Consider the following 20,040-nt stretch of genomic DNA (forward strand, 5'->3'; position numbering starts at 1 on the left):
CGACGCTCGAACGGGAACGGTACTCAGGACGGCCCGTCGGCACAGCCCCCGGCGGACCGGCCGCACCGTGGCCGTCACCACACCGCGCCGCGGCCGTGGACCGCGACCAGCGCGGGGATCGTCAGAGGACGTACCCCGGCTCGCCCTTCGCGTCCACGACGGGCCGGCCGGCGGCGGCCCACACCTGCATGCCGCCGTCGACGTTCACGGCGTCGACGCCCTGCTGGACCAGATACATGGTGACCTGGGCCGAGCGTCCGCCGGAGCGGCAGATCACGTGGACCCGGCCGTCCTCGGGTGCCGCCTCGGTCAGCTCGCCGTAGCGGGCGACGAACTCGCTGATGGGAATGTGCAGCGCCCCGGCGGCGTGGCCGGCCTGCCACTCGTCGTCCTCGCGGACGTCCAGCAGGAAGTCGCCGTCCTTGAGGTCCGTGACCTCGACCGTGGGCACACCAGCTCCAAAACTCATGTCCCCGACGCTACCCGACACGGCGGACCGCCCGACCGGCCGACGGCGCCCGTGGCGTCGCCGGCGCCCTCGCCCCTCGGACCCGGGTCCGGCTCAGCCGGAAGACGGCCACCGTCAGGGCGACCGGATGACGGCGCCCACACCGTGGCGGGCCGCGTCGCCCTGCCGCGGCCGCCGACGGCGACGCCGGCGGTGCTACCGACCGAGCAGCTCCGCCAGCTCGGCCTCCCGCTCGGCCACCTGGGCCGCCAGCTGCTCGGCGATCTCCTCCAGCAGGCGGTCGGGGTCGTCCGGGGCCAGGCGGAGCATGGCGCCTATCGCGCTCTCCTCCAGCTCCTTGGCGAGCACGGTGAGCATTTCCTTGCGCCGGTCGAGCCATTCGAGGCGCACGTACAGCTCCTCGCCGCGGCTGGGCCGCCGCTCGGGCGCCGGACCCGCGGCCCACTCCTCGGCCAGCGCCCGCAGCTCGGTCTCGTCGCCGCGGGCGTAGGCGGCGTTGACGCGGGTGATGAACTCCTCGCGCCGGGTCCGCTCGCCCTCCTCCTGCGCCAGGTCGGGGTGGGCCTTGCGGGCCAGCTCGCGGTAGAGCCTGCGGGCCTCCTCGCCCGGCCGGACCCGCTTCGGCGGACGTACCGCCTGGTCCGTGAGCATCGCCGTGGCCTCCGGGAACAGTCCGTCCCCGTCCATCCAGCCGTGCAGCAGCTCCTCGACCCCGGGGATCGGCATGAGCCGGGCCCGGGCCTCGTCGGCACGGCGGCGGTCCTCGGGATCGTCGCTGCGGGCGGCCCGGGCCTCCAGGATCTGCGCCTCCAGCTCCTCGAGCCGCGCGTACACCGGGCCGAGCCGCTGTTCGTGCAGCCGTGAGAAGTTCTCGACCTCCACGCGGAAGGTCTCCAGGGCGATCTCGTACTCGATGAGCGCCTGCTCGGCGGCCCGTACGGCCCGCTCCAGCCGCTCCTCGGGCCGCGGCGCACCGCCCTGCTCGGGCTCAGCTTCCGGGGTCGTCACCCGACCAGCCTAGGGCACGGACCGCCGGTGCCGTCCGGCCTGCCGCCGGGCACCCTCACACCCCCGTCTCCGCCGCGATCCGACCCGACCGCACCGCGGTGAGCAGCGCGGCGTGGTCCGCCTCGGTGCGGTCGGCGTAGGCCAGGGCGAAGGCGGCCATCGCCTCGTCCAGCTCCTCGTTCTTGCCGCAGTAGCCGGCGACCAGGCGCGGGTCGACGCTGTGCGCATGGGCGCGGGCCAGCAGGGCACCGGTCATCCGGCCGTAGTCGTCGAGCTGGTCGGCGGCCAGGGCCGCGGGGTCGACGCTGCCCTTGCGGTTGCGGAACTGCCGCACCTGGAAGGGCCGCCCTTCGACCGAGGTCCAGCCGAGCAGAATGTCGCTGACCACCTGCATGCGCTTCTGCCCGAGCACCACCCGGCGGCCCTCGTGCGCGACCTCGGGAACGTCGAATCCGGCCGTCGCCAGATGGGGCCCCAGCGCGGAGGGCCGGGCCTCCTTCACCTGGAGCACGAGCGGCTCGCCCCGGTGGTCCAGGAGCAGCACGACGTACGACCGCGTGCCCACGCTGCCCGTACCGACGACGCGGAAGGCGACGTCGTGCACCGCGTACCGGGCCAGCAGCGGCAGCCGGTCCTCGGACAGGGTCGCCAGGTAGGGCTCCAGGGAGGCCGCGACCGCCGCCGCCTCCCGGTCCGGCACCCGGCGCAGCACCGGTGGCGCGTCCACGAAGCGGCGCCCGCCGTCCTCGGTGGCCTCGGTCGACCTGGCCGCGAACCGGCCGCTGGTGTTGGCCCGCGCCTTCTCGCTCACCCGCTCCAGCGTGCCGAGCAGGTCGTGGGCGTCGGTGTGGGAGACGAGTTCCTCGTCGGCGATGGCGTTCCAGGCGTCCAGCGCGGGCAGCCGGGCCAGCAGCCGCATGGTCCGCCGGTAGGCGCCGGCCGCGTCGTGGGCGGCCGCCCGGCAGGTGTCCTCGTCGGCGCCGGCCTCCCGGCCCGCGAGCACCAGGGAGGCGGCGAGCCGCTTGAGGTCCCACTCCCAGGGGCCGTGGACCGTCTCGTCGAAGTCGTTCAGGTCGATGACCAGGCCGCCGCGGGCGTCCCCGTACAGCCCGAAGTTGGCCGCGTGCGCGTCGCCGCAGATCTGGGCGCCGATGCCCGTCATCGGCGTGCGCGCCAGGTCGTACGCCATCAGGCCCGCCGACCCGCGCAGGAAGGAGAACGGCGTGGCCGCCATCCGCCCGGTCCGTATCGGGGTGAGCCCGGGTATCCGGCCCCGGTGGGACTCCTCGACCGCGCTCACCGCGTCCGGCCGGGCCCCGTCCGGGTCGAGGGCGGCGTGCGCGGAACGCGGGACGCGCCCGCGCAGCGCCTTGCCCTCCGCCTTCGGCGACCCGCCTGCGGGCCACCGCGCGAACCCCGGCACCTCCGGCATCCGCCCCGCCCGGGCTCCCGCCTCGATGTCTTCCGTCACCCCGGCGGCAGCCACATCCGCAGCCACCTCAGTCGCCTCGGCCATCCGACCGCCCTCCCCGACTCCCGTACTCGACCCACGCACCCGCCCCGGCGCACCACGGCGAACCCGCCCCGCGCACCACGCGGCCCGTACTCCCCGCCCACCGCGCCCGCCGCCGCCCGCACTCACCGGGCACCACCGGCCGCCGTCATGAACGCGCCACGACCGTACAGCCGCCCGCACCGCCCGTACACGGCATCCGGCGTCACCTCCCCATAACGCCGGGCAGGGGGCACAACGGGAGGTCCCCGCGGCCCGCCGGCGCGGCTTACGGTTTCGGCGGTCACCACGGGAGCGCGTCCCCCGGCGCACTCAGCCTGCCCCGCGCCCGGGGGACGCGCTCCGTGTCATGCACATCCCGCCCCTCTTCCCCAGGGGCTGCCCCCCACCGAGGAGCCCGAGGAGCCCGCCATGACACCCACCACCCCCGACGATCACGGCGCCGAGCCCGGCATCAGCCGCAAGACCCTGCTCAGGGCGGCCGTCGCCGCAGGCGCCGCCGTCCCGCTGCTCGCCACCGGCGCCGTCGCCCTCGCCCGGGACTCCGCCCGCGCACCGGGCACGACCCTGGCACCGACCCCGTTCTGCGACGACGGCGACGACCCCACGCCCGACCAGATGGAGGGCCCCTACTTCAAGCCGAACTCCCCGCTGCGCACCGACCTGGTCACCCCGGGCACCGCCGGCACCCGGCTGACCGTCAGCGGCTACGTCTTCGGCCGCAACTGCGTCCCTCTGCCCGGCGTCCTGCTCGACTTCTGGCAGGCCGACACCGCGGGCGCCTACGACATGGCCGGATACACGTTCCGCGGCCACCAGTTCACCGACTCCACCGGTGCGTTCACCCTGCGCACGATCGTCCCCGGCCTCTACCCGGGCCGCACCCGGCACATCCACGTCAAGGCCCAGGCACCCGGCGAACCCGTGCTGACCACCCAGCTGTACTTCCCCGGCGAACCGCGCAACAGCACGGACACGATCTTCGATCCGGCGCTGCTCATGAACATCCGCGACGCGGGCGGCGGCAAGCAGGGCACCTTCGACTTCGTGCTGAACGTGGACGGCGACCCCGGTCCGGGCACCCCCACCGACCCGCCCACCGACCCGCCCGGCGGCACCTGGGCCCCCGGCCGCACCTACGCCGCCGGCGACCGCGTGACGTACGGCTCCGGCGCCTACCGCTGCCTGCAGGCCCACACGTCGATGACCGGCTGGGAGCCGCCCAACGTGCCCGCCCTGTGGCGCCGGGAATGACCCCACCGCCGTGAGACCTTCCTCACAGCGGCCCGTGACGGACAACGCGAAAGCCCCCCAGGTCCGAGACCTGGGGGGCTTTCGCTCTGTGCGCGAGGGGGGAGTTGAACCCCCACGCCCTTGCGGGCACTGGAACCTGAATCCAGCGCGTCTGCCTATTCCGCCACCCGCGCATTGGGTGTGTCCTCAGGCTCCGTTCCTTGCGGCCCGGCGCCTTCCGACACCCAGAACATTAGCACGCTGTACGGGCTCGATTCACATCCCTTGTTCGCCGGTGGAAGGGCCCCCCGGGCCGGGCCGGGCACTCGTACCGGCCCGAACCCGTTCACGTATCAACCTCGTACCGGTCCCGCCCGTCTCCCCAGGAGCAGGTAGGGGTCCACAGTCAGGTGCGGGACACTGGTCCACGGCCGCCTCTACGATCCTGGGCATGAGGACCTGCGGGAGCAGCTTCGAACGGCCCGGAGAGTTCGAAGAGGAGCTCCAGCGGGAACTCCGAGAGGCGTCGACACCCGTCGACGGGGCCGACAGGGGGAACCAGCCGATCGACCGGCGCGTGGATACGATCAGTAAGCAGTACCAGGTGGACAGTGCCCGGACACGCGGCACGACGAGCAGTACGCAAGGCAGCGGACAGGACGGCAGCGACGGAGGAGGTGCCCCATGGGAGTCCTGAAGAAGTTCGAGCAGCGTCTCGAAGGTCTGGTCAACGGCACCTTCGCGAAGGTGTTCAAGTCCGAGGTGCAGCCCGTGGAGATCGCGGGAGCGCTCCAGCGCGAATGCGACAACAACGCGACCATCTGGAACCGCGACCGCACCGTCGTACCCAATGACTTCATCGTCGAGCTGAGCACGCCCGACTTCGAGCGCCTCAGCCCCTACTCCGGCCAGCTCGGCGACGAGCTCGCCGGCATGGTGCGCGACTACGCCAAGCAGCAGCGCTACACCTTCATGGGACCGATCAAGGTCCACCTGGAGAAGGCGGACGACCTCGACACCGGCCTGTACCGGGTCCGCAGCCGCACGCTCGCCTCCTCCAGCAGCCAGCAGGGCGGCCCGGGCCCCTCGGGACCCGCCGCGCCCCCCGCTCCCTCCGGACGGCCCGGCGCACCGGGCGGCGGCTACGGCTACCCGCCCGCCGGCCCCGCCGGCGCCCCGCCCATGCCCGCCGCTCCGCCGCCCGGCGGACGCCCCGGCGGCTACGGCTACCCGCAGCCCGCGGGCGGCCAGCACCCCCCGGCCGCACCCGCGCCCGGCACCCGCACCCGCCACTGGATCGAGATCAACGGCACCCGCCATCAGATCTCCCGCGCGACCCTCGTCCTCGGACGCAGCACCGAGGCCGACGTGCGGATCGACGACCCCGGCGTCTCCCGCCGGCACTGCGAGATCCGGACCGGAACGCCCTCGACGATCCAGGATCTCGGGTCCACCAACGGCATCGTGGTGGACGGGCAGCACACCACCCGCGCTACGCTCCGCGACGGCTCGCGGATCGTCGTGGGCAGCACCACCGTTATCTATAGGCAAGCCGAAGGGTGATCCGGGGGCAATGTCAGAGCTGACCCTCACGGTCATGCGGCTGGGTTTTCTCGCCGTACTGTGGCTGTTCGTGATCGTGGCCGTGCAGGTCATCCGCAGCGACCTGTTCGGTACGCGGGTCACCCAGCGCGGAGCGCGGCGCGACGCCGCACGACCGCAGCAGGCCACGCGCCAGGGCCAGGCGCCTCCACCGCAGCGCCAGCAGCCGAGCGGCGGCCGGGGCCGCCGCAACGCGCCCACCAAACTCGTGGTGACGGAAGGCACCCTCACCGGCACCACCGTCGCCCTCCAGGGCCAGACCATCACGCTCGGCCGGGCACACGACTCGACGATCGTGCTGGACGACGACTACGCCTCCAGCCGCCATGCCAGGATCTACCCGGACCGCGACGGGCAGTGGATCGTCGAGGACCTGGGCTCCACCAACGGCACCTACCTGGACCGGTCCCGGCTGACGTCCCCCACACCCATCGGCCCGGGGGCGCCGATCCGCATCGGCAAGACCGTCATCGAGCTGCGGAAGTAGTGCTACACCAATGAATGAGCGCGAGCGGAGCGAGCACGCAGCGGCGGCCGGCACCCCGGGCCACGGCGCGCTCCCGACCGGAGGGTGGGCAGTGTGGCTCGACACGACCGGCTGCAGTCGGAGCCGACGGGCGAGGTGCGCATGAGTCTGTCACTGCGCTTCGCCGCCGGATCGCACAAGGGCATGATCCGGGAGGGCAACGAGGACTCCGGATACGCCGGTCCGCGCCTGCTCGCCATCGCCGACGGCATGGGCGGCCAGGCCGCCGGAGAGGTCGCCTCCTCCGAGGTGATCTCCACCATCGTCGCCCTCGACGACGACGTGCCCGGCTCCGACATCCTCACCTCCCTCGGCACCGCCGTGCAGCGCGCCAACGACCAGCTGCGGCACATGGTCGAGGAGGACCCCGCCCTCGAAGGCATGGGCACCACCCTCACCGCCCTGCTCTGGACCGGCCAGCGCCTCGGCCTCGTCCACGTCGGCGACTCCCGCGCCTACCTGCTGCGCGACGGCGTGCTCACCCAGATCACCCAGGACCACACCTGGGTGCAGCGCCTCGTCGACGAGGGACGCATCACCGAGGAGGAGGCCGGCACCCACCCCCAGCGCTCCCTGCTGATGCGCGCCCTCGGCAGCGGCGACCACGTCGAACCGGACCTGTCCATCCGCGAGGTACGGGCCGGCGACCGCTACCTCATCTGCTCGGACGGACTCTCCGGCGTCGTCTCCCACCAGACCCTCGAGGACACCCTCGCCAGCTACCAGGGCCCCCAGGAGACCGTGCAGGAGCTGATCCAGCTCGCCCTGCGCGGCGGCGGCCCCGACAACATCACCGTCATCGTCGCCGACGTCCTCGACCTCGACACCGGCGACACCCTCGCCGGCCAGCTCTCCGACACGCCCGTCGTCGTCGGCGCCGTCGCCGAGAACCAGGCCCAGTTCGGCGACAACGGCATCATGCAGACCCCGGCCGGCCGCGCCGCCGGCCTCGGCCGCCAGGGCGGCGGCCGGCACGGGGGAGGCGGCGAATTCGGCCCGCCCGGCAGCGGCGACACCACCGGCTACATCCCCGCCGGCGGCTTCGGCGACTACGGCGACGACGACTTCGTCAAACCCCGCAAGAACCACAAGTGGCTCAAACGGTCCCTCTACACCGTGCTCGCCCTCGGCGTCATCGGCGGCGGCCTCTACGGCGGCTGGCGCTGGACCCAGACCCAGTACTACGTCGGCACCAACAACGACCACGTCGCCCTCTACCGGGGCATCAGCCAGGACCTCGCCTGGGTCTCGCTCTCCAAGGTCCAGAAGGACCACCCCGAGATCGAACTCAAGTACCTGCCGCCCTACCAGCAGAAACTCGTCGAGTCGACCATCGCCGAGGGCGACCTGAACGACGCCCGGGCAAAGATCGAAGAGCTGTCGGTACAGGCCTCCGCCTGCAAGAAGCAGGCCGAACGGCGTGCCGCGGACAGCGAGAACGCGAAGACGGGCGAAGGCGAGGCCGGAGGCACCACGGGAACCACACCCGCCTCCTTCACGTCCAAGGCCACACCGACACCGACCGCGTCGGAGTCACCGAAGACGCCCGAATCGTCCCCGTCCCCGTCCACGACCGCACCCACTACCAGCCCCGGCCCCAGCCTCTCGGAGGAGGAGCAGAAGGTCGTCTCGCTGTGCGGTAAGCAGTAGGCAAGCCGTGAGAGGCCCCGTCACACGATGAGCAGTACTTCCAACTCGCCGACGCACCACACGTCCACGATCGGCTCCATCGGCGCGCCCAGCCGCCGCAACACCGAGCTGGCCCTGCTGGTGTTCGCCGTCGTCATCCCGGTCTTCGCCTACGCCAACGTGGGCCTGGCCCTCAACGACGAGGTACCCGCAGGACTGCTGAGCTACGGCCTCGGACTCGGCCTGCTGGCCGGCGTCGGCCACCTGGTCGTCCGCAAGTTCGCGCCCTACGCGGACCCCCTGCTGCTGCCGCTGGCCACCCTGCTCAACGGCCTCGGACTCGTCGCCATCTGGCGCCTGGACCAGTCCGAACTGCTCCAGGACATCAAGCAGGCCGGCACCGCCGCGCCCCGCCAGCTGATGTACACCGCGATGGGCATCGCCCTGTTCGTCGCCGTGATGATCTTCCTCAAGGACCACCGGGTCCTGCAGCGCTACACCTACATCTCCATGGTCGGCGCCCTGTTCCTGCTGCTGCTCCCGCTGGTCCCGGGCCTCGGCAAGAACATCTACGGCGCCAAGATCTGGATCCAGGTCGGCTCGTTCTCCATCCAGCCCGGTGAGTTCGCCAAGATCGTCCTGGCGATCTTCTTCGCCGGCTACCTGATGGTGAAGCGGGACGCGCTGGCCCTCGCCAGCCGCCGCTTCATGGGCCTCTACCTGCCGCGCGGCCGTGACCTCGGCCCGATCCTCGTGGTGTGGATGGTCTCGATCCTCATCCTGGTCTTCGAGACCGACCTCGGCACCTCGCTGCTCTTCTTCGGCATGTTCGTGATCATGCTGTACGTCGCCACGGAGCGGACCAGCTGGATCGTCTTCGGTCTGCTGATGTCCGCGGTCGGCGCCGTCGGCGTCGCCAGCTTCGAGCCGCACATCCAGCAGCGTGTGGACGCCTGGCTCGACCCGATGAAGGAGTACACGCTCTCCCGCGCCGGCGTCGGCGGTCACTCCGAGCAGGCCATGCAGGCCCTGTGGGCCTTCGGCTCCGGCGGCACCCTCGGCACCGGCTGGGGCCAGGGCCACTCCGAGCTGATCCGCTTCGCCGCCAACTCCGACTTCATCCTCGCCACCTTCGGCGAGGAGCTCGGCCTGGCCGGCCTCATGGCCCTGCTCCTGCTCTACGCACTCATCGTGGAGCGCGGCGTGCGCACCGCCCTCGCCGCCCGCGACCCGTTCGGCAAGCTCCTCGCCATCGGCCTGTCCGGCGCCTTCGCGCTCCAGGTGTTCGTCGTGGCGGGCGGTGTGATGGGCCTCATCCCGCTCACCGGTATGACGATGCCCTTCCTGGCCTACGGCGGATCCTCCGTCATCGCCAACTGGGCCCTCATCGGCATCCTGCTGCGGATCAGCGACACCGCCCGCAGGCCCGCCCCCGCGCCCGCCGCCAACCCCGACGCCGAGATGACCCAGGTGGTCCGACCGTGAACAAGCCCCTGCGCCGCATCGCGATCTTCTGCGGACTCCTGGTCCTCACCCTGCTCATCCGCGACAACTGGCTCCAGTACGTCCAGGCCGACGAACTGAAGAACGACGAGGCCAACCGCCGCGTCGCCATCGAGCGCTACGCCACCCCCCGCGGCGACATCATCGTCGACGGCAAAGCCATCACCGGACACGCCACCACCAAGGGCGACTTCAAGTACAAGCGCACCTACAAGGACGGCGCCATGTGGGCGCCCGTCACCGGCTACGTGTCCCAGGCCTACGGCGCCACCCAGCTCGAGAACATCGACGACGGCATCCTCACCGGCAACGACGACCGGCTGTTCTTCCGCAACACCCTCGACATGCTCACCGGCAAGAAGCGCGAGGGCGGCAACGTCGTCACCACGCTCAGCTCCGCCGCGCAGAAGGCGGCCTACGAGGGCCTGAAGAAGCAGGGCGGCAAGGGCGCCGTCGCCGCCATCGAGCCCTCCACCGGCAAGATCCTCGCCCTGGCCTCGTACCCCTCGTACGACCCCTCGACGATCGCCGGAGGCGGCGAGGCGGACGGCAAGGCCTGGAACAAGATCATCGAGAAGAACAACCCCGACAAGCCGATGCTCAACCGCGCCCTGCGCGAGGTCTACCCGCCCGGTTCGACCTTCAAGGTCGTCACCGCCGCGGCGGCACTGGAGCACGGCAAGTACACCTCGGCCGACGAGAAGACCGACTCCCCGCTGCCGTGGACCATGCCCGGCACCACCACGCCCCTGCCGAACGAGGGCGACCTCCCCTGCGAGAACGCCACCCTCCGCGAGGCACTGCGCGTCTCCTGCAACACCGTCTTCGGCAAGATCGGCTACGACCTCGGCAACGACAAGATGCTCGAGACGGCCAAGAAGTTCGGCTTCACCGAGGAGCAGTTCGTCCCCGTCCGTTCCAGCGCCTCGGTCTTCTCCGAGGACATGAACGACTCGCAGGTCGCGCTCTCCTCCATCGGCCAGTTCAACACCGCCGCCACCCCGCTGCAGATGGCCATGGTCACCTCGGCCATCGCCAACAACGGCACCCTGATGAAGCCGTACATGGTCGACGAGCTCCAGGCCCCGAACCTCGACACCATCGAGAAGACGGACCCGCAGGAGATGAGCAAGCCGCTCTCCCCGGAGAACGCCCAGATCCTGCAGTCGATGATGGAGACCGTCGTCAAGGACGGCACGGGAACCAACGCGCAGATCGACGGCGTCACCGTAGGCGGCAAGACCGGTACCGCACAGCACGGTGTCGAGAACAGCGAGAACCCGTACGCCTGGTTCATCTCGTACGCCAAGACCGACGGCGGCTCACCGGTCGCCGTGGCCGTGGTGATCGAGGACGAGAACGCCAGCCGTGACGACATCTCCGGCGGCGGCCTCGCGGCACCGATCGCGAAGAGCGTGATGGAGGCCGTCATCAACAGCAAGAAGTGACCAAGCGCTGGACGGGACGTGACTCCGCTCACGTCCCCTTCACATCGACGCACGTTGCGATACCGGTCCTGTATCGGGTACCGGGCTTGGCCAGGTCACACAGAGCGAGCCGGGTACGGTAGGCCGGACGGCAGCCTCCGACCGTACAAGCATGCCGGTCGGGACCGACGGAGAGGGCTGGTAGGTAACCATGGAAGAGCCGCGTCGCCTCGGCGGCCGGTACGAGCTGGGCCAGGTGCTCGGCCGTGGTGGCATGGCGGAGGTCTACCTCGCGCACGACACCCGGCTCGGTCGCACCGTGGCGGTGAAGACGCTCCGCGCGGACCTCGCGCGCGACCCGTCCTTCCAGGCCCGGTTCCGCCGGGAGGCCCAGTCGGCCGCCTCGCTCAACCATCCCGCGATCGTCGCGGTCTACGACACGGGCGAGGACTACATCGACAACGTGTCGATCCCGTACATCGTCATGGAGTACGTCGACGGCTCCACGCTCCGTGAGCTCCTCCACTCCGGCCGCAAGCTGCTGCCCGAGCGGACGCTGGAGATGACCATCGGCATCCTCCAGGCCCTGGAGTACTCCCACCGCGCCGGCATCGTCCACCGCGACATCAAGCCCGCCAACGTCATGCTGACGCGCAACGGGCAGGTCAAGGTCATGGACTTCGGCATCGCCCGCGCCATGGGCGACTCCGGCATGACGATGACCCAGACCTCGGCCGTCATCGGCACCGCCCAGTACCTCTCCCCGGAGCAGGCCAAGGGCGAACAGGTCGACGCGCGCTCCGACCTGTACTCCACCGGCTGCCTGCTCTACGAGCTCCTCACGGTCCGGCCGCCCTTCGTCGGCGACTCCCCGGTCGCGGTGGCCTACCAGCACGTCCGCGAAGAACCGCAGGCACCCAGCGTCTTCGACCCCGAGATCACGCCCGAGATGGACGCGATCGTCCTGAAGGCCCTGGTCAAGGACCCCGACTACCGCTACCAGTCGGCCGACGAGATGCGCGCCGACATCGAGGCCTGCCTGGACGGCCAGCCGGTCGCCGCCACCGCCGCGATGGGCGTCATGGCAGCCGGAGGCTACGGCGGCTACCCCGACGAGCAGCCGACCACCGCCCTGCGCTCGGACTCCGGCATGGGCGCGGGCGCCACGACCATGCTGCCGCCGATGAACCCCGACGACGGCGGGTACGGCTACGACGACCGCCCCGGCCGGCGCCGTCAGCAGAAGAAGTCCCACACCTCCACGATCCTCCTGGTCCTGGCCGGCATCCTCGTCCTCGTCGGCGCCATCCTGATCGGCAAGTACGCCATCGGCGGCGGCGGCGTCGGCAACGACAACGTCCCCGTACCGAACTTCGTGGGCCTCACCAAGCAGCAGGCCGGCAACCAGGCGACCAACGCCGACCTGGAACTGGCGTTCACCCAGAAGCCCTGCGAGGACCAGGCCAAGGGCCACATCTGCTCGCAGGACCAGAAGCCGGACACCGAGGTCAAGAAGAACTCCACCATCAACCTCGTCGTCTCGACCGGGGCACCCAAGGTCGAGGTCCCGGACGTCGAGGGCCAGACCTTCGACGACGCCCAGCGGGCCCTGGAGGAGAAGGGCTTCGAGGTCGAGAAGGAGACCAAGGAGTCGACGGAGACCCCGGACACGGTGCTCTCCCAGGACCCCGAGGGCGGCACCTCGCGCGAGAAGGGTTCGACCGTCACGCTCACCGTCGCCCGGGAGACCTCCCAGGTGACCGTGCCGAGTCTGCTGGGCCTGAGCCCGGCGGACGCCGAGCAGCGCCTGAAGGAGAAGGGCCTCGTCCTCGGCTCCCAGACGGAGGAGGAGTCCACCGCGCAGCCGGAGGGCACCATCTTCGAGCAGAGCTTCCAGCCGGGCACCGACGTGGACCGCGGCAGCACGGTCACGGTGAAGATCGCCAAGGCGCCGGCGGCGAAGACCAAGGTCCCGGAGGTCCGCACGAAGACCCTCGCGGAGGCCCGGCAGATCCTGCAGCAGAGCGGCTTCACGAACGTCCAGGTCACCCCCGGCTCTCCGGGTGAGGACAACGCGCTGGTCATCGGCCTCAACCCGCAGCCCGGCACCGAGGTCGACGACCCGGCCGCAACCCCGATCATGCTCCAGACCGCCGGCGGCAACAACGGCAACAACGGCGGTGGCGGCGGCGGCTTCATCGGCGGCCTCGGCAACGACGACTGACCCCACCGGAACGGAACGAACGGAGCCCCGGCCCTCTGGTGAGGGCCGGGGCTCCGTCGTCGCCCGCTGGGTGGCCGACCCGGCAAGGAGACCGGTCAGCCCAGCTCCTTCGGCGGGGTCCGCTCGCCGTCCACCTTCTCCGTGCGGACCAGCTCGCCCCACACCACGTACCGGTACCGGCTCGTGTACACCGGCGTGCAGGTCGTCAGCGTGATGTAGTGCCCCGCCTTGGTCTTCCCGGACTCCTTGGGGATTCCCCCGAGCACCTTCACGTTGTACTTCGAGGTCTCCGGGAGGATGCCGTAGACCTTGTACACGTACCAGGTGTCCTTCGTCTCGAAGACGATCGGGTCACCCTTCTCGATCTTGTCGATGTTGTGGAACTTCGCACCGTGCCCGTCGCGGTGGGCCGCCAGCGCGAAGTTGCCCTCCTTGCCCGACGTCGGGAGCTCGGACTTCACCGGATCGGTGTAGTAGCCGGCCACGCCGTCGTTGAGGATCTCCATCGACGTGCCCTTCTCCACCAGGATGTCGCCGTTCCCCATCGCCGGCACGTGCAGGAAGCCGATGCCCGCCTTGGTGTCCAGCGCCCCCGGACCCTGCGGACCGACCCTGTCCTGGGCCCAGTTGTCCCGCACCTTGTCGGCCTGCTTGTCGGCCGCGCGGTCGGCGACGACGTTCGTCCACCACAGCGAGTAGACGACGAACAGGCCGAGCACCAGGCCCGCCGTGATGAGGAGTTCGCCGAGGACACTGACGACCAGGGCGATGCCCCGCCCCGGGCCGCGACGGCGGCGTGCCGTGGACGGCGGCCGGCCGGACGCGTCGGTGTGCTCTTCGTGATCCGTGTCGGTGGTCGCTGCCACTGGTCATCTGCCCTTAATTGACGAGCGCATCCGGCTTGCCCTTGCTGCGCGGCCGTTCCTCGACCATCTTGCCCCAGACGATCATCCGGTACTTACTGGTGAACTCCGGGGTGCACGTGGTCAGCGTGATGTAGCGCCCCGGCCCCGTGAACCCCGACTGCCGGGGCACCGGATCGAGGACGCTGGTGTTGCTCGGCGGCGTCACCGGCAGGATCGACGACATCTTGTAGACGAAGTACTCGTCCTGGGTCTCCACGACGATCGGATCGCCCGGCTCCAGCTTGTTGATGTACCGGAACGGCTCACCGTGCGTGTTGCGGTGCCCGGCCAGCCCGAAGTTGCCGCTCTTCGCCTCGGGCATCGCCGTCGTGAGCGGGTCCTCCGCATAGTGCCCCACCATCCCCCGGTCCAGCACCTTCTTGCTGTTGACGCCCTCGGCGATCGGCACCACCACGTCCAGCTTCGGGATGTGCAGGATGGCGAAACCCTGCCCCGGCTCGAAGGCCCCCGGGTTCCGCTTGCCACTCGCCCAGTCGTCCTGGAGGCTGCTCGCCGCCTTGTCGGCCTGCGCGTGCGCCCGCACATTCGTCCACCACAACTGGTAGGTGACGAACAGCAGCATCAGCACACCGGTCGTGATAAAGATTTCGCCTATCGCCCGGCTCGCGATCACCGCGGGCCCCGGCTTGCGCGCCCGGGCCTGCCGACGGGCCTCCACACGCGACAGCGGGGCTTTCGGCGCCTCGGCGGACTCCTGTGCCCCCGACGGCCGTTGAGCGCCTCCATGGCGTCCGTGGCGCCGTCTGGCGGCCTTCCTGCGGGCCGCGCGGCCACCACCCGGCGGTCCGGCCGCTACGGAAGGAGAAACGTCCCCCGTACGCACCGGAGGGGGTTCCGGAACCCGCAGCGCGACCGTCTCGTCGTCGGGGACCGGCGCGTACGTCTCCTCGTACGCCCCCTCGCCCGAGACGCGCCCCTCGTACCAGCCGCCCCGGCCCGCACCGTCCCCGAACGCACCAGAACTCCCGTACGACTGCCCGTACGCGGCCTCCCGGTCACCGGCCGCGCCGGACTCACGCTCGGGGCGCAGCGCGGTCACGCCGTGGCCCTGCCCACCACCGGGGCGAGCCCCGCCGACCTCGCCACCGCGCCCTGGTCACCGCACTCCACCAGCCAGTTGGCCAGCATCCTGTGCCCGTGCTCGGTCAGCACCGACTCCGGATGGAACTGCACACCCTCGACGGGCAGTTCCCGATGCCGCAGCCCCATCACGATCCCGTCGTGCGTACGGGCCGTCACCTCCAGCTCGGCCGGCACCGTCCCCGGCTCGGCGGCCAGCGAGTGGTACCGCGTCGCCGTGAACGGCGACGGAAGGCCCGCGAACACGCCCTGGCCCCCGTGCTCCACCGGCGACGTCTTCCCGTGCAGCAACTCGGGTGCCCGGCCCACCACACCGCCGTACGCCACCTGCATCGACTGCATGCCGAGACAGACACCGAAGACCGGCACCCCGGTCGCCGCACAGTGCCGCACCATCTCGACGCACACGCCCGCCTGCTCCGGCGCACCCGGCCCCGGCGACAGCAGCACCCCGTCGAACCCGTCCTGGGCGTGCCCCGTGGACACCTCGTCGTTGCGCAGCACCTCGCACTCGGCACCCAGCTGGTACAGGTACTGGACCAGGTTGAAGACGAAGCTGTCGTAGTTGTCGACGACGAGGATGCGCGCACTCACTGGTTGTCCACCGTCACATCGTTGAAGGGAAGCAGCGGCTCGGCCCACGGGAAGACGTACTGGAACAGGACGTAGACCACGGCCACCACGAGCACCAGCGAGAGCAGCGCCCTCACCCACACGTTCCCCGGCAGATGCCGCCAGATCCAGCCGTACATGCCGTCCCTTCCGTCGCACCACGGCACCAGACTCACGCCGTACGGCACCAGACTAACGGCGCGGAGCCCCCGGGAACGGCGTCACTCGACAGGCTGGGCGTAGTGCAGGTCCACGGCGCCCGAGTAACCCGGCAGCGTCGCCGTCCCCTCGTCGTCGACCTTCCAGCCGAGCCCGTACACGTTGACGTACACCATGTAGTTCTGGATCGCCGGCGACTCGGCCAGGGCCTTCTTCAGCCGCTCCGGGTCCCCGACCGCCTGGATCTTGTACGGCGGCGAGTAGACGCGTCCCTGGAGGATCAGGGTGTTGCCCACGCACCGCACCGCGCTGGTGGAGATCAGCCGCTGGTCCATGACCTTGATGCCCTCGGCGCCGCCCTGCCACAGCGCGTTGACCACCGCCTGCAGATCCTGCTGGTGGATCACCAGGTAGTCGGGCTGCGGCTCGGGATACCCGGGAAGCTTGGCGGTGGCATCCGGCGGGGCGTCGTCCAGCGTGACCGAGATCGATTCGCCCTTCAGCTCCTGCGTGCCGGTCTTCTCCTCCAGCGCCGCGAGCTTGGCGTCCTCCGCCTTCGTACTTCCGTCGTCGCGCTCGGCGAGGCTTTCGATGTCGTCCCGCAGGGCCGCGTTGGACTCGTCCAGCTCACCGTTCTTACGGCTGCGTTCCTGGATGAGATCGGACAACTTCAGCAAAGAGGCGTCCGTGCGGATATTGGTGCCCTTGGCGGTATTGAAGCTGGTGAAGAAAATGAGACCCGCGAGAGCGAAGACGGCCGCCGTGAGCACCCGCACCGGCCGGAATCGGCGTCCGCGGGCAGGGCTGGATCCCGTCCCGGGGGAGTCGGCAGAATTGCTCAACGTACCCTTATCTCCTTAAGCGCCACGGAAGCACTACGCTAACGGACGCCCGGGGGAGCGCTCAGAGTCCCCTTGTACGCCGCCCCGAGCCCGAACCGTTCCCTGCGCGGCCACGCAGCGCATCGACAGGAGAGACCCTCGTGCCGAAGTCACGTATCCGCAAGAAGGCCGACTACACGCCGCCGCCCGCGAAGCAGGCGGCCGCCATCAAGCTGACCAACCGCGGTTGGGTCGCACCGGTCATGCTCGCCATGTTCGTCATCGGTCTCGCCTGGATCGTCGTCTTCTATGTCACCGACGGGTCGCTGCCGATCGACGCGCTGGGCAACTGGAACATCGTGGTGGGCTTCGGTTTCATCGCCGCCGGATTCGGCGTCTCCACGCAGTGGAAGTAGCTCTCCCCAGGGCTATCCACCGAGTTATCCACAGACCTTGTCCACACGGTGGGGACAAAGAAACGACGATCTGTGGATAACTCGCCGGGCATTGACGCCGGTGTGACGGAAGTACCAGCAACCGAAAACCTGTTCGCCCCCTGCCTGACCTGCGGAAACACGGTTCAGTGACAGGGGGCACACCTGTTCCCGCACGCTTTGCACAGGGTCCGCCACCGGCTGTGGACAACGAGCCGCTCAGGTGAGCTGGGCGGTTCTCAACAGGGTCAGTCCGACGACGGCCACGAGGACCAGCGCACAGGTGCCGTACTGCACGAGCGTCCGCCGTTCACGCGGGGCGTGGAGCATGGCGTAGCCGATGACGGCACCGGCGACGAGGCCGCCGATGTGGGCCTGCCAGGCGATGTCGGCCCAGGTGAAGGTGAAGACCAGGTTGATCGCCAGGAGGACGACGACCGGCCGCATGTCGGCGTTGAGGCGTCGGACCAGCGCGGCGGTGGCGCCGAAGAGGCCGAAGATCGCACCGGAGGCGCCGAGTGAGGGCTGGTTCGGTGCGGCGATCAGATAGCTGAGGGCGCTGCCGGCCAGTCCGGAGCAGAAGTAGAGGGCCAGGTAGCGGGCGCGGCCCAGAGCCCCTTCCAGCGGTCCGCCGAGCCACCAGAGGCTGAGCATGTTGAACAGGATGTGCATGTAGCTGCCGTGCAGGAACATCGCGGTCAGCAGCCGGTACCACTGGCCCTCGGCCACGCCCTCGACGGGTCCGGGGAACGAGATGTAGGCCTGGCCGAGCATCTGGAACTGGTTGGTGAAGCGGTCACCGACGGAGAGCTGGACCAGGAAGAGGGCCAGGTTGACACCGATCAGCAGCTTGGTGACGAGCCGGGGATCACCGGCGATGGTGCCGCCGGCGAGCGTGCGCGGCCGGGAGGCGGCGGGGGCGGGTCCGGTGCCGCCGCGGGCGCAGTCGGGGCAGTGGAAGCCGACGGAGGCGTTGACCATGCAGTCGGGGCAGATGGGACGTTCGCAGCGGGTGCACCGGATGCCGGTCTCGCGGTCGGGGTGGCGATAGCAGCCGGGCAGGCTGTGGGCGGGCGGGGGTGCCTGGCCGTCCGGGCCCTGCGGGCCGTTCGATGACTGGTCCATGGGATCCCCTCCCTTGTCCGTCCGTGTCCGAGAGGCACGCGGCCCCGCCCTTCCTTACGGACGAGCGGGGCATTTGGTTCCCTTGGGACGCGCCGGCGAGGGCGGCCGGGGAGCCGCGGTGATCAGCTCTGACGGGTCTCGACGACGACCGACTCGATGACCACGTCCTTGAGGGGACGGTCGGTGCGGGGGTTCGTCTCCGTGGCGGCGATGGCGTCGACGACCTTCTGGCTGGCCGGGTCGGTGACCTCGCCGAAGATCGTGTGCTTGCGGGTCAGCCACGTGGTCGGGGAGACGGTGATGAAGAACTGCGAGCCGTTGGTGCCCGGGCCGGCGTTGGCCATGGCCAGGAGGTAGGGCTTGTCGAAGGCGAGGTCGGGGTGGAACTCGTCCTCGAACTTGTAGCCGGGGCCGCCGGTGCCGTTGCCCAGCGGGTCTCCGCCCTGGATCATGAAGCCGCTGATCACCCGGTGGAAGACGGTGCCGTCGTAGAGCCTGTCCGTGGACGTCTGCCCGGTCTCGGGGTTGGTCCACTCACGCTCGCCCTGGGCGAGCTCGACGAAGTTCCGGACCGTCTTGGGGGCGTGGTTCGGCAGGAGCCGGACGTCGATGTCGCCGTGGTTGGTCTTCAGGGTGGCGTAGAGCTGCTCGGCCACGATGTGCCTTCCGTCGTCTTGTTGTGCTCCCCGATCCTCGCACGGCCCGTGGTGTACGTCGCCCGGCTGTCGGTCCGGGCCGCGGACGGGTGGGGGCGCTTGAGGGAATCCGGGTGGGTACCCATGGGTTGCGAGCGCGGCGCGCCGATCCGTGGCATTGTCGTCGACAGGCTCCTGTTGCCCTGTATTCATCCGTTATTGCCGTTGATCGTCCTTTGATCGCATCTCCGGCACCGCGTGCCCCAGGGGGCCCGGCGTCATCGCCCGTGACCCGGATGCCCGTCCGCGCATGCCTGGCTGTGTGTCGGCAGGCATGATCCGTAAAAGGGTGGAAAGTCGAATTACCGTACGCCACCGAGGAGGAGGAACCCGTGACCCGCATCGACAGCGTGCGCGCCGCGACCGGTTCGGCGAAGGACAGCGTGCTGCACGCCGCGGAAGTGGTGGCGCCCTACGCCGACACGGCCAAGGACAGGGCCGCTCACTACGCACAGGAGGCGCGCGTACGGCTGGCGCCCAAGGTTTCGCAGGCCGCGTGCCAGGCCCGGCTCCAGTACGGCGCGCATGTCGCGCCTCGGCTGGAGCAGGCCCGTACGCATGTGCCGCCGAAGATGGACCAGGCCGCTCATGAGGCCGCGGTCCGTACGCGTCTGGCCGCCCGGCAGGCGGCCGACTACTCCCGTCCGGTGATCGAGCAGGCGGTTGCCGCTGCCGGGCCCGTCAGGGACGAGGCCGCCGCCCGCGGTGCCGCGGCACTGGCCGCGCTGCGGGGTCAGGTCTCGGCCAAGGAGATCCAGAAGCTGACCCGCAGGCACGAGCGGCGGGCGAGGGCCGGGCGCATCGCCAAGGTCCTGGTGGTGGTGGGCGCCGTCGCGGGCGGTGCCTTCGCGGCCTGGAAGTGGTGGGACAAGCAGGCCAACCCGGACTGGCTGGTCGAGCCGCCCGAGGCGACGGAGGTTCCCGAGAGCGGGCGGCTGACGTCGGTGGACGGTACCGGTGGGGCGGTCCTGGACCCCGAGGTGCAGGCCAAGCAGGCCGAGGACGAGGCCGCCGACGGCGGTGACGAGCCGCGCTGACGGCTTCCGGGGCGGAT

19 protein-coding genes and 1 tRNA gene are annotated in these 20,040 nt (G+C 70.6%); 9 read left to right on the plus strand and 11 right to left on the minus strand.

The genetic code is table 11. The annotated features are described in order from the left end of the window. Window positions 1-121 precede the first annotated feature (121 nt). The 3 genes from IEZ05_RS12580 to IEZ05_RS12590 all read right to left on the minus strand — a co-directional run bounded on the left by IEZ05_RS12580 (window position 122) and on the right by IEZ05_RS12590 (window position 2,993). Window positions 122-451 carry a rhodanese-like domain-containing protein gene (locus tag IEZ05_RS12580; RefSeq protein ID WP_189230349.1) on the minus strand — a complete coding sequence of 110 codons (330 nt, stop codon included), beginning with the start codon at window positions 449-451 and terminating at the stop codon, window positions 122-124. Window positions 452-664: 213 nt separating this feature from the next. Beyond that, entirely contained in the window at window positions 665-1,477 is an 813-nt protein-coding gene (locus IEZ05_RS12585; protein WP_189230146.1) for a hypothetical protein, read from the minus strand. A gap of 55 nt (window positions 1,478-1,532) precedes the next feature. Beyond that, window positions 1,533-2,993: a DUF2252 domain-containing protein gene (locus IEZ05_RS12590; RefSeq protein WP_189230147.1), complete on the minus strand. Its 1,461-nt coding sequence runs from the start codon at window positions 2,991-2,993 to the stop codon at window positions 1,533-1,535. Window positions 2,994-3,401: 408 nt separating this feature from the next. On the opposite strand from IEZ05_RS12590, the gene IEZ05_RS12595 reads away from it, so the two are divergent. Then, window positions 3,402-4,244, plus strand: coding sequence for a dioxygenase family protein (locus IEZ05_RS12595; protein ID WP_189230148.1), 843 nt, complete (start codon window positions 3,402-3,404; stop codon window positions 4,242-4,244). An 89-nt stretch (window positions 4,245-4,333) separates the two neighbouring features. Here the strand turns inward: IEZ05_RS12595 and IEZ05_RS12600 are convergent. Continuing rightward, window positions 4,334-4,417, minus strand: a tRNA-Leu gene (locus IEZ05_RS12600). 490 nt (window positions 4,418-4,907) lie between these two features. Here IEZ05_RS12600 and fhaA point away from each other — a divergent pair. From fhaA to pknB, 6 genes are all read left to right on the plus strand, one after another. Then, entirely contained in the window at window positions 4,908-5,786 is an 879-nt protein-coding gene (gene fhaA / locus IEZ05_RS12605) for an antibiotic biosynthesis regulator FhaA (RefSeq protein WP_189230149.1), read from the plus strand. Between the two features lie 10 nt (window positions 5,787-5,796). Further along, on the plus strand, window positions 5,797-6,312 hold the full coding sequence (gene fhaB, locus IEZ05_RS12610; RefSeq protein WP_189230150.1) for an antibiotic biosynthesis regulator FhaB: 516 nt from the start codon (window positions 5,797-5,799) through the stop codon (window positions 6,310-6,312). 141 nt (window positions 6,313-6,453) lie between these two features. Then, the gene (locus IEZ05_RS12615) at window positions 6,454-8,001 is read left to right on the plus strand and encodes a Stp1/IreP family PP2C-type Ser/Thr phosphatase (protein WP_189230151.1); all 1,548 of its coding nucleotides are present in this window, start codon (window positions 6,454-6,456) and stop codon (window positions 7,999-8,001) included. Window positions 8,002-8,028: 27 nt separating this feature from the next. Next, the gene (locus IEZ05_RS12620) at window positions 8,029-9,465 is read left to right on the plus strand and encodes an FtsW/RodA/SpoVE family cell cycle protein (RefSeq protein WP_189230152.1); all 1,437 of its coding nucleotides are present in this window, start codon (window positions 8,029-8,031) and stop codon (window positions 9,463-9,465) included. Continuing rightward, entirely contained in the window at window positions 9,462-10,931 is a 1,470-nt protein-coding gene (locus IEZ05_RS12625; protein ID WP_189230153.1) for a peptidoglycan D,D-transpeptidase FtsI family protein, read from the plus strand. The genes IEZ05_RS12620 and IEZ05_RS12625 overlap by 4 nt, the downstream gene beginning before the upstream one ends. A gap of 190 nt (window positions 10,932-11,121) precedes the next feature. Then, window positions 11,122-13,134 (plus strand): Stk1 family PASTA domain-containing Ser/Thr kinase, encoded by a 2,013-nt coding sequence (pknB, locus tag IEZ05_RS12630; protein ID WP_189230154.1) that lies wholly within the window; start codon window positions 11,122-11,124, stop codon window positions 13,132-13,134. A gap of 95 nt (window positions 13,135-13,229) precedes the next feature. Here the strand turns inward: pknB and IEZ05_RS12635 are convergent, their stop codons facing one another. Genes IEZ05_RS12635 through IEZ05_RS12655 form a run of 5 tightly spaced genes read right to left on the minus strand, consistent with a single transcriptional unit; the run spans window position 13,230 to window position 16,753 of the window. After that, window positions 13,230-14,000 (minus strand): class E sortase, encoded by a 771-nt coding sequence (locus IEZ05_RS12635; RefSeq protein ID WP_189230155.1) that lies wholly within the window; start codon window positions 13,998-14,000, stop codon window positions 13,230-13,232. 13 nt (window positions 14,001-14,013) lie between these two features. Further along, window positions 14,014-15,099, minus strand: coding sequence for a class E sortase (locus tag IEZ05_RS12640; RefSeq protein WP_189230156.1), 1,086 nt, complete (start codon window positions 15,097-15,099; stop codon window positions 14,014-14,016). Further along, window positions 15,096-15,734: an aminodeoxychorismate/anthranilate synthase component II gene (locus IEZ05_RS12645; RefSeq protein WP_189230157.1), complete on the minus strand. Its 639-nt coding sequence runs from the start codon at window positions 15,732-15,734 to the stop codon at window positions 15,096-15,098. The genes IEZ05_RS12640 and IEZ05_RS12645 overlap by 4 nt, the downstream gene beginning before the upstream one ends. Continuing rightward, the gene (locus IEZ05_RS12650) at window positions 15,731-15,928 is read right to left on the minus strand and encodes a hypothetical protein (protein ID WP_189230365.1); all 198 of its coding nucleotides are present in this window, start codon (window positions 15,926-15,928) and stop codon (window positions 15,731-15,733) included. Before IEZ05_RS12650 ends, IEZ05_RS12645 begins: the two co-directional genes overlap by 4 nt. Before the next feature lie 45 nt (window positions 15,929-15,973). Next, window positions 15,974-16,753 (minus strand): DUF881 domain-containing protein, encoded by a 780-nt coding sequence (locus tag IEZ05_RS12655; protein ID WP_189230158.1) that lies wholly within the window; start codon window positions 16,751-16,753, stop codon window positions 15,974-15,976. Between the two features lie 140 nt (window positions 16,754-16,893). On the opposite strand from IEZ05_RS12655, the gene crgA reads away from it, so the two are divergent. Further along, window positions 16,894-17,148, plus strand: a complete 255-nt coding sequence (crgA, locus tag IEZ05_RS12660) for a cell division protein CrgA (RefSeq protein WP_189230159.1) — start codon at window positions 16,894-16,896, stop codon at window positions 17,146-17,148. 237 nt (window positions 17,149-17,385) lie between these two features. Here the strand turns inward: crgA and IEZ05_RS12665 are convergent, their stop codons facing one another. Beyond that, window positions 17,386-18,291 (minus strand): rhomboid family intramembrane serine protease, encoded by a 906-nt coding sequence (locus IEZ05_RS12665; RefSeq protein ID WP_189230160.1) that lies wholly within the window; start codon window positions 18,289-18,291, stop codon window positions 17,386-17,388. 122 nt (window positions 18,292-18,413) lie between these two features. Continuing rightward, complete coding sequence (locus tag IEZ05_RS12670) at window positions 18,414-18,947, minus strand: peptidylprolyl isomerase (RefSeq protein ID WP_189230161.1); 534 nt, start codon at window positions 18,945-18,947, stop codon at window positions 18,414-18,416. A 371-nt stretch (window positions 18,948-19,318) separates the two neighbouring features. Between IEZ05_RS12670 and IEZ05_RS12675 the strand changes: the two genes are divergently transcribed. Continuing rightward, on the plus strand, window positions 19,319-20,023 hold the full coding sequence (locus tag IEZ05_RS12675) for a DUF5324 family protein (protein ID WP_189230162.1): 705 nt from the start codon (window positions 19,319-19,321) through the stop codon (window positions 20,021-20,023). The last annotated feature ends 17 nt before the right edge of the window (window positions 20,024-20,040 follow it).

The sequence above is a fragment of the Streptomyces flaveolus genome, from assembly GCF_014648815.1.
In the GTDB taxonomy this organism is placed as follows: Bacteria; Actinomycetota; Actinomycetes; order Streptomycetales; family Streptomycetaceae; genus Streptomyces; species Streptomyces flaveolus.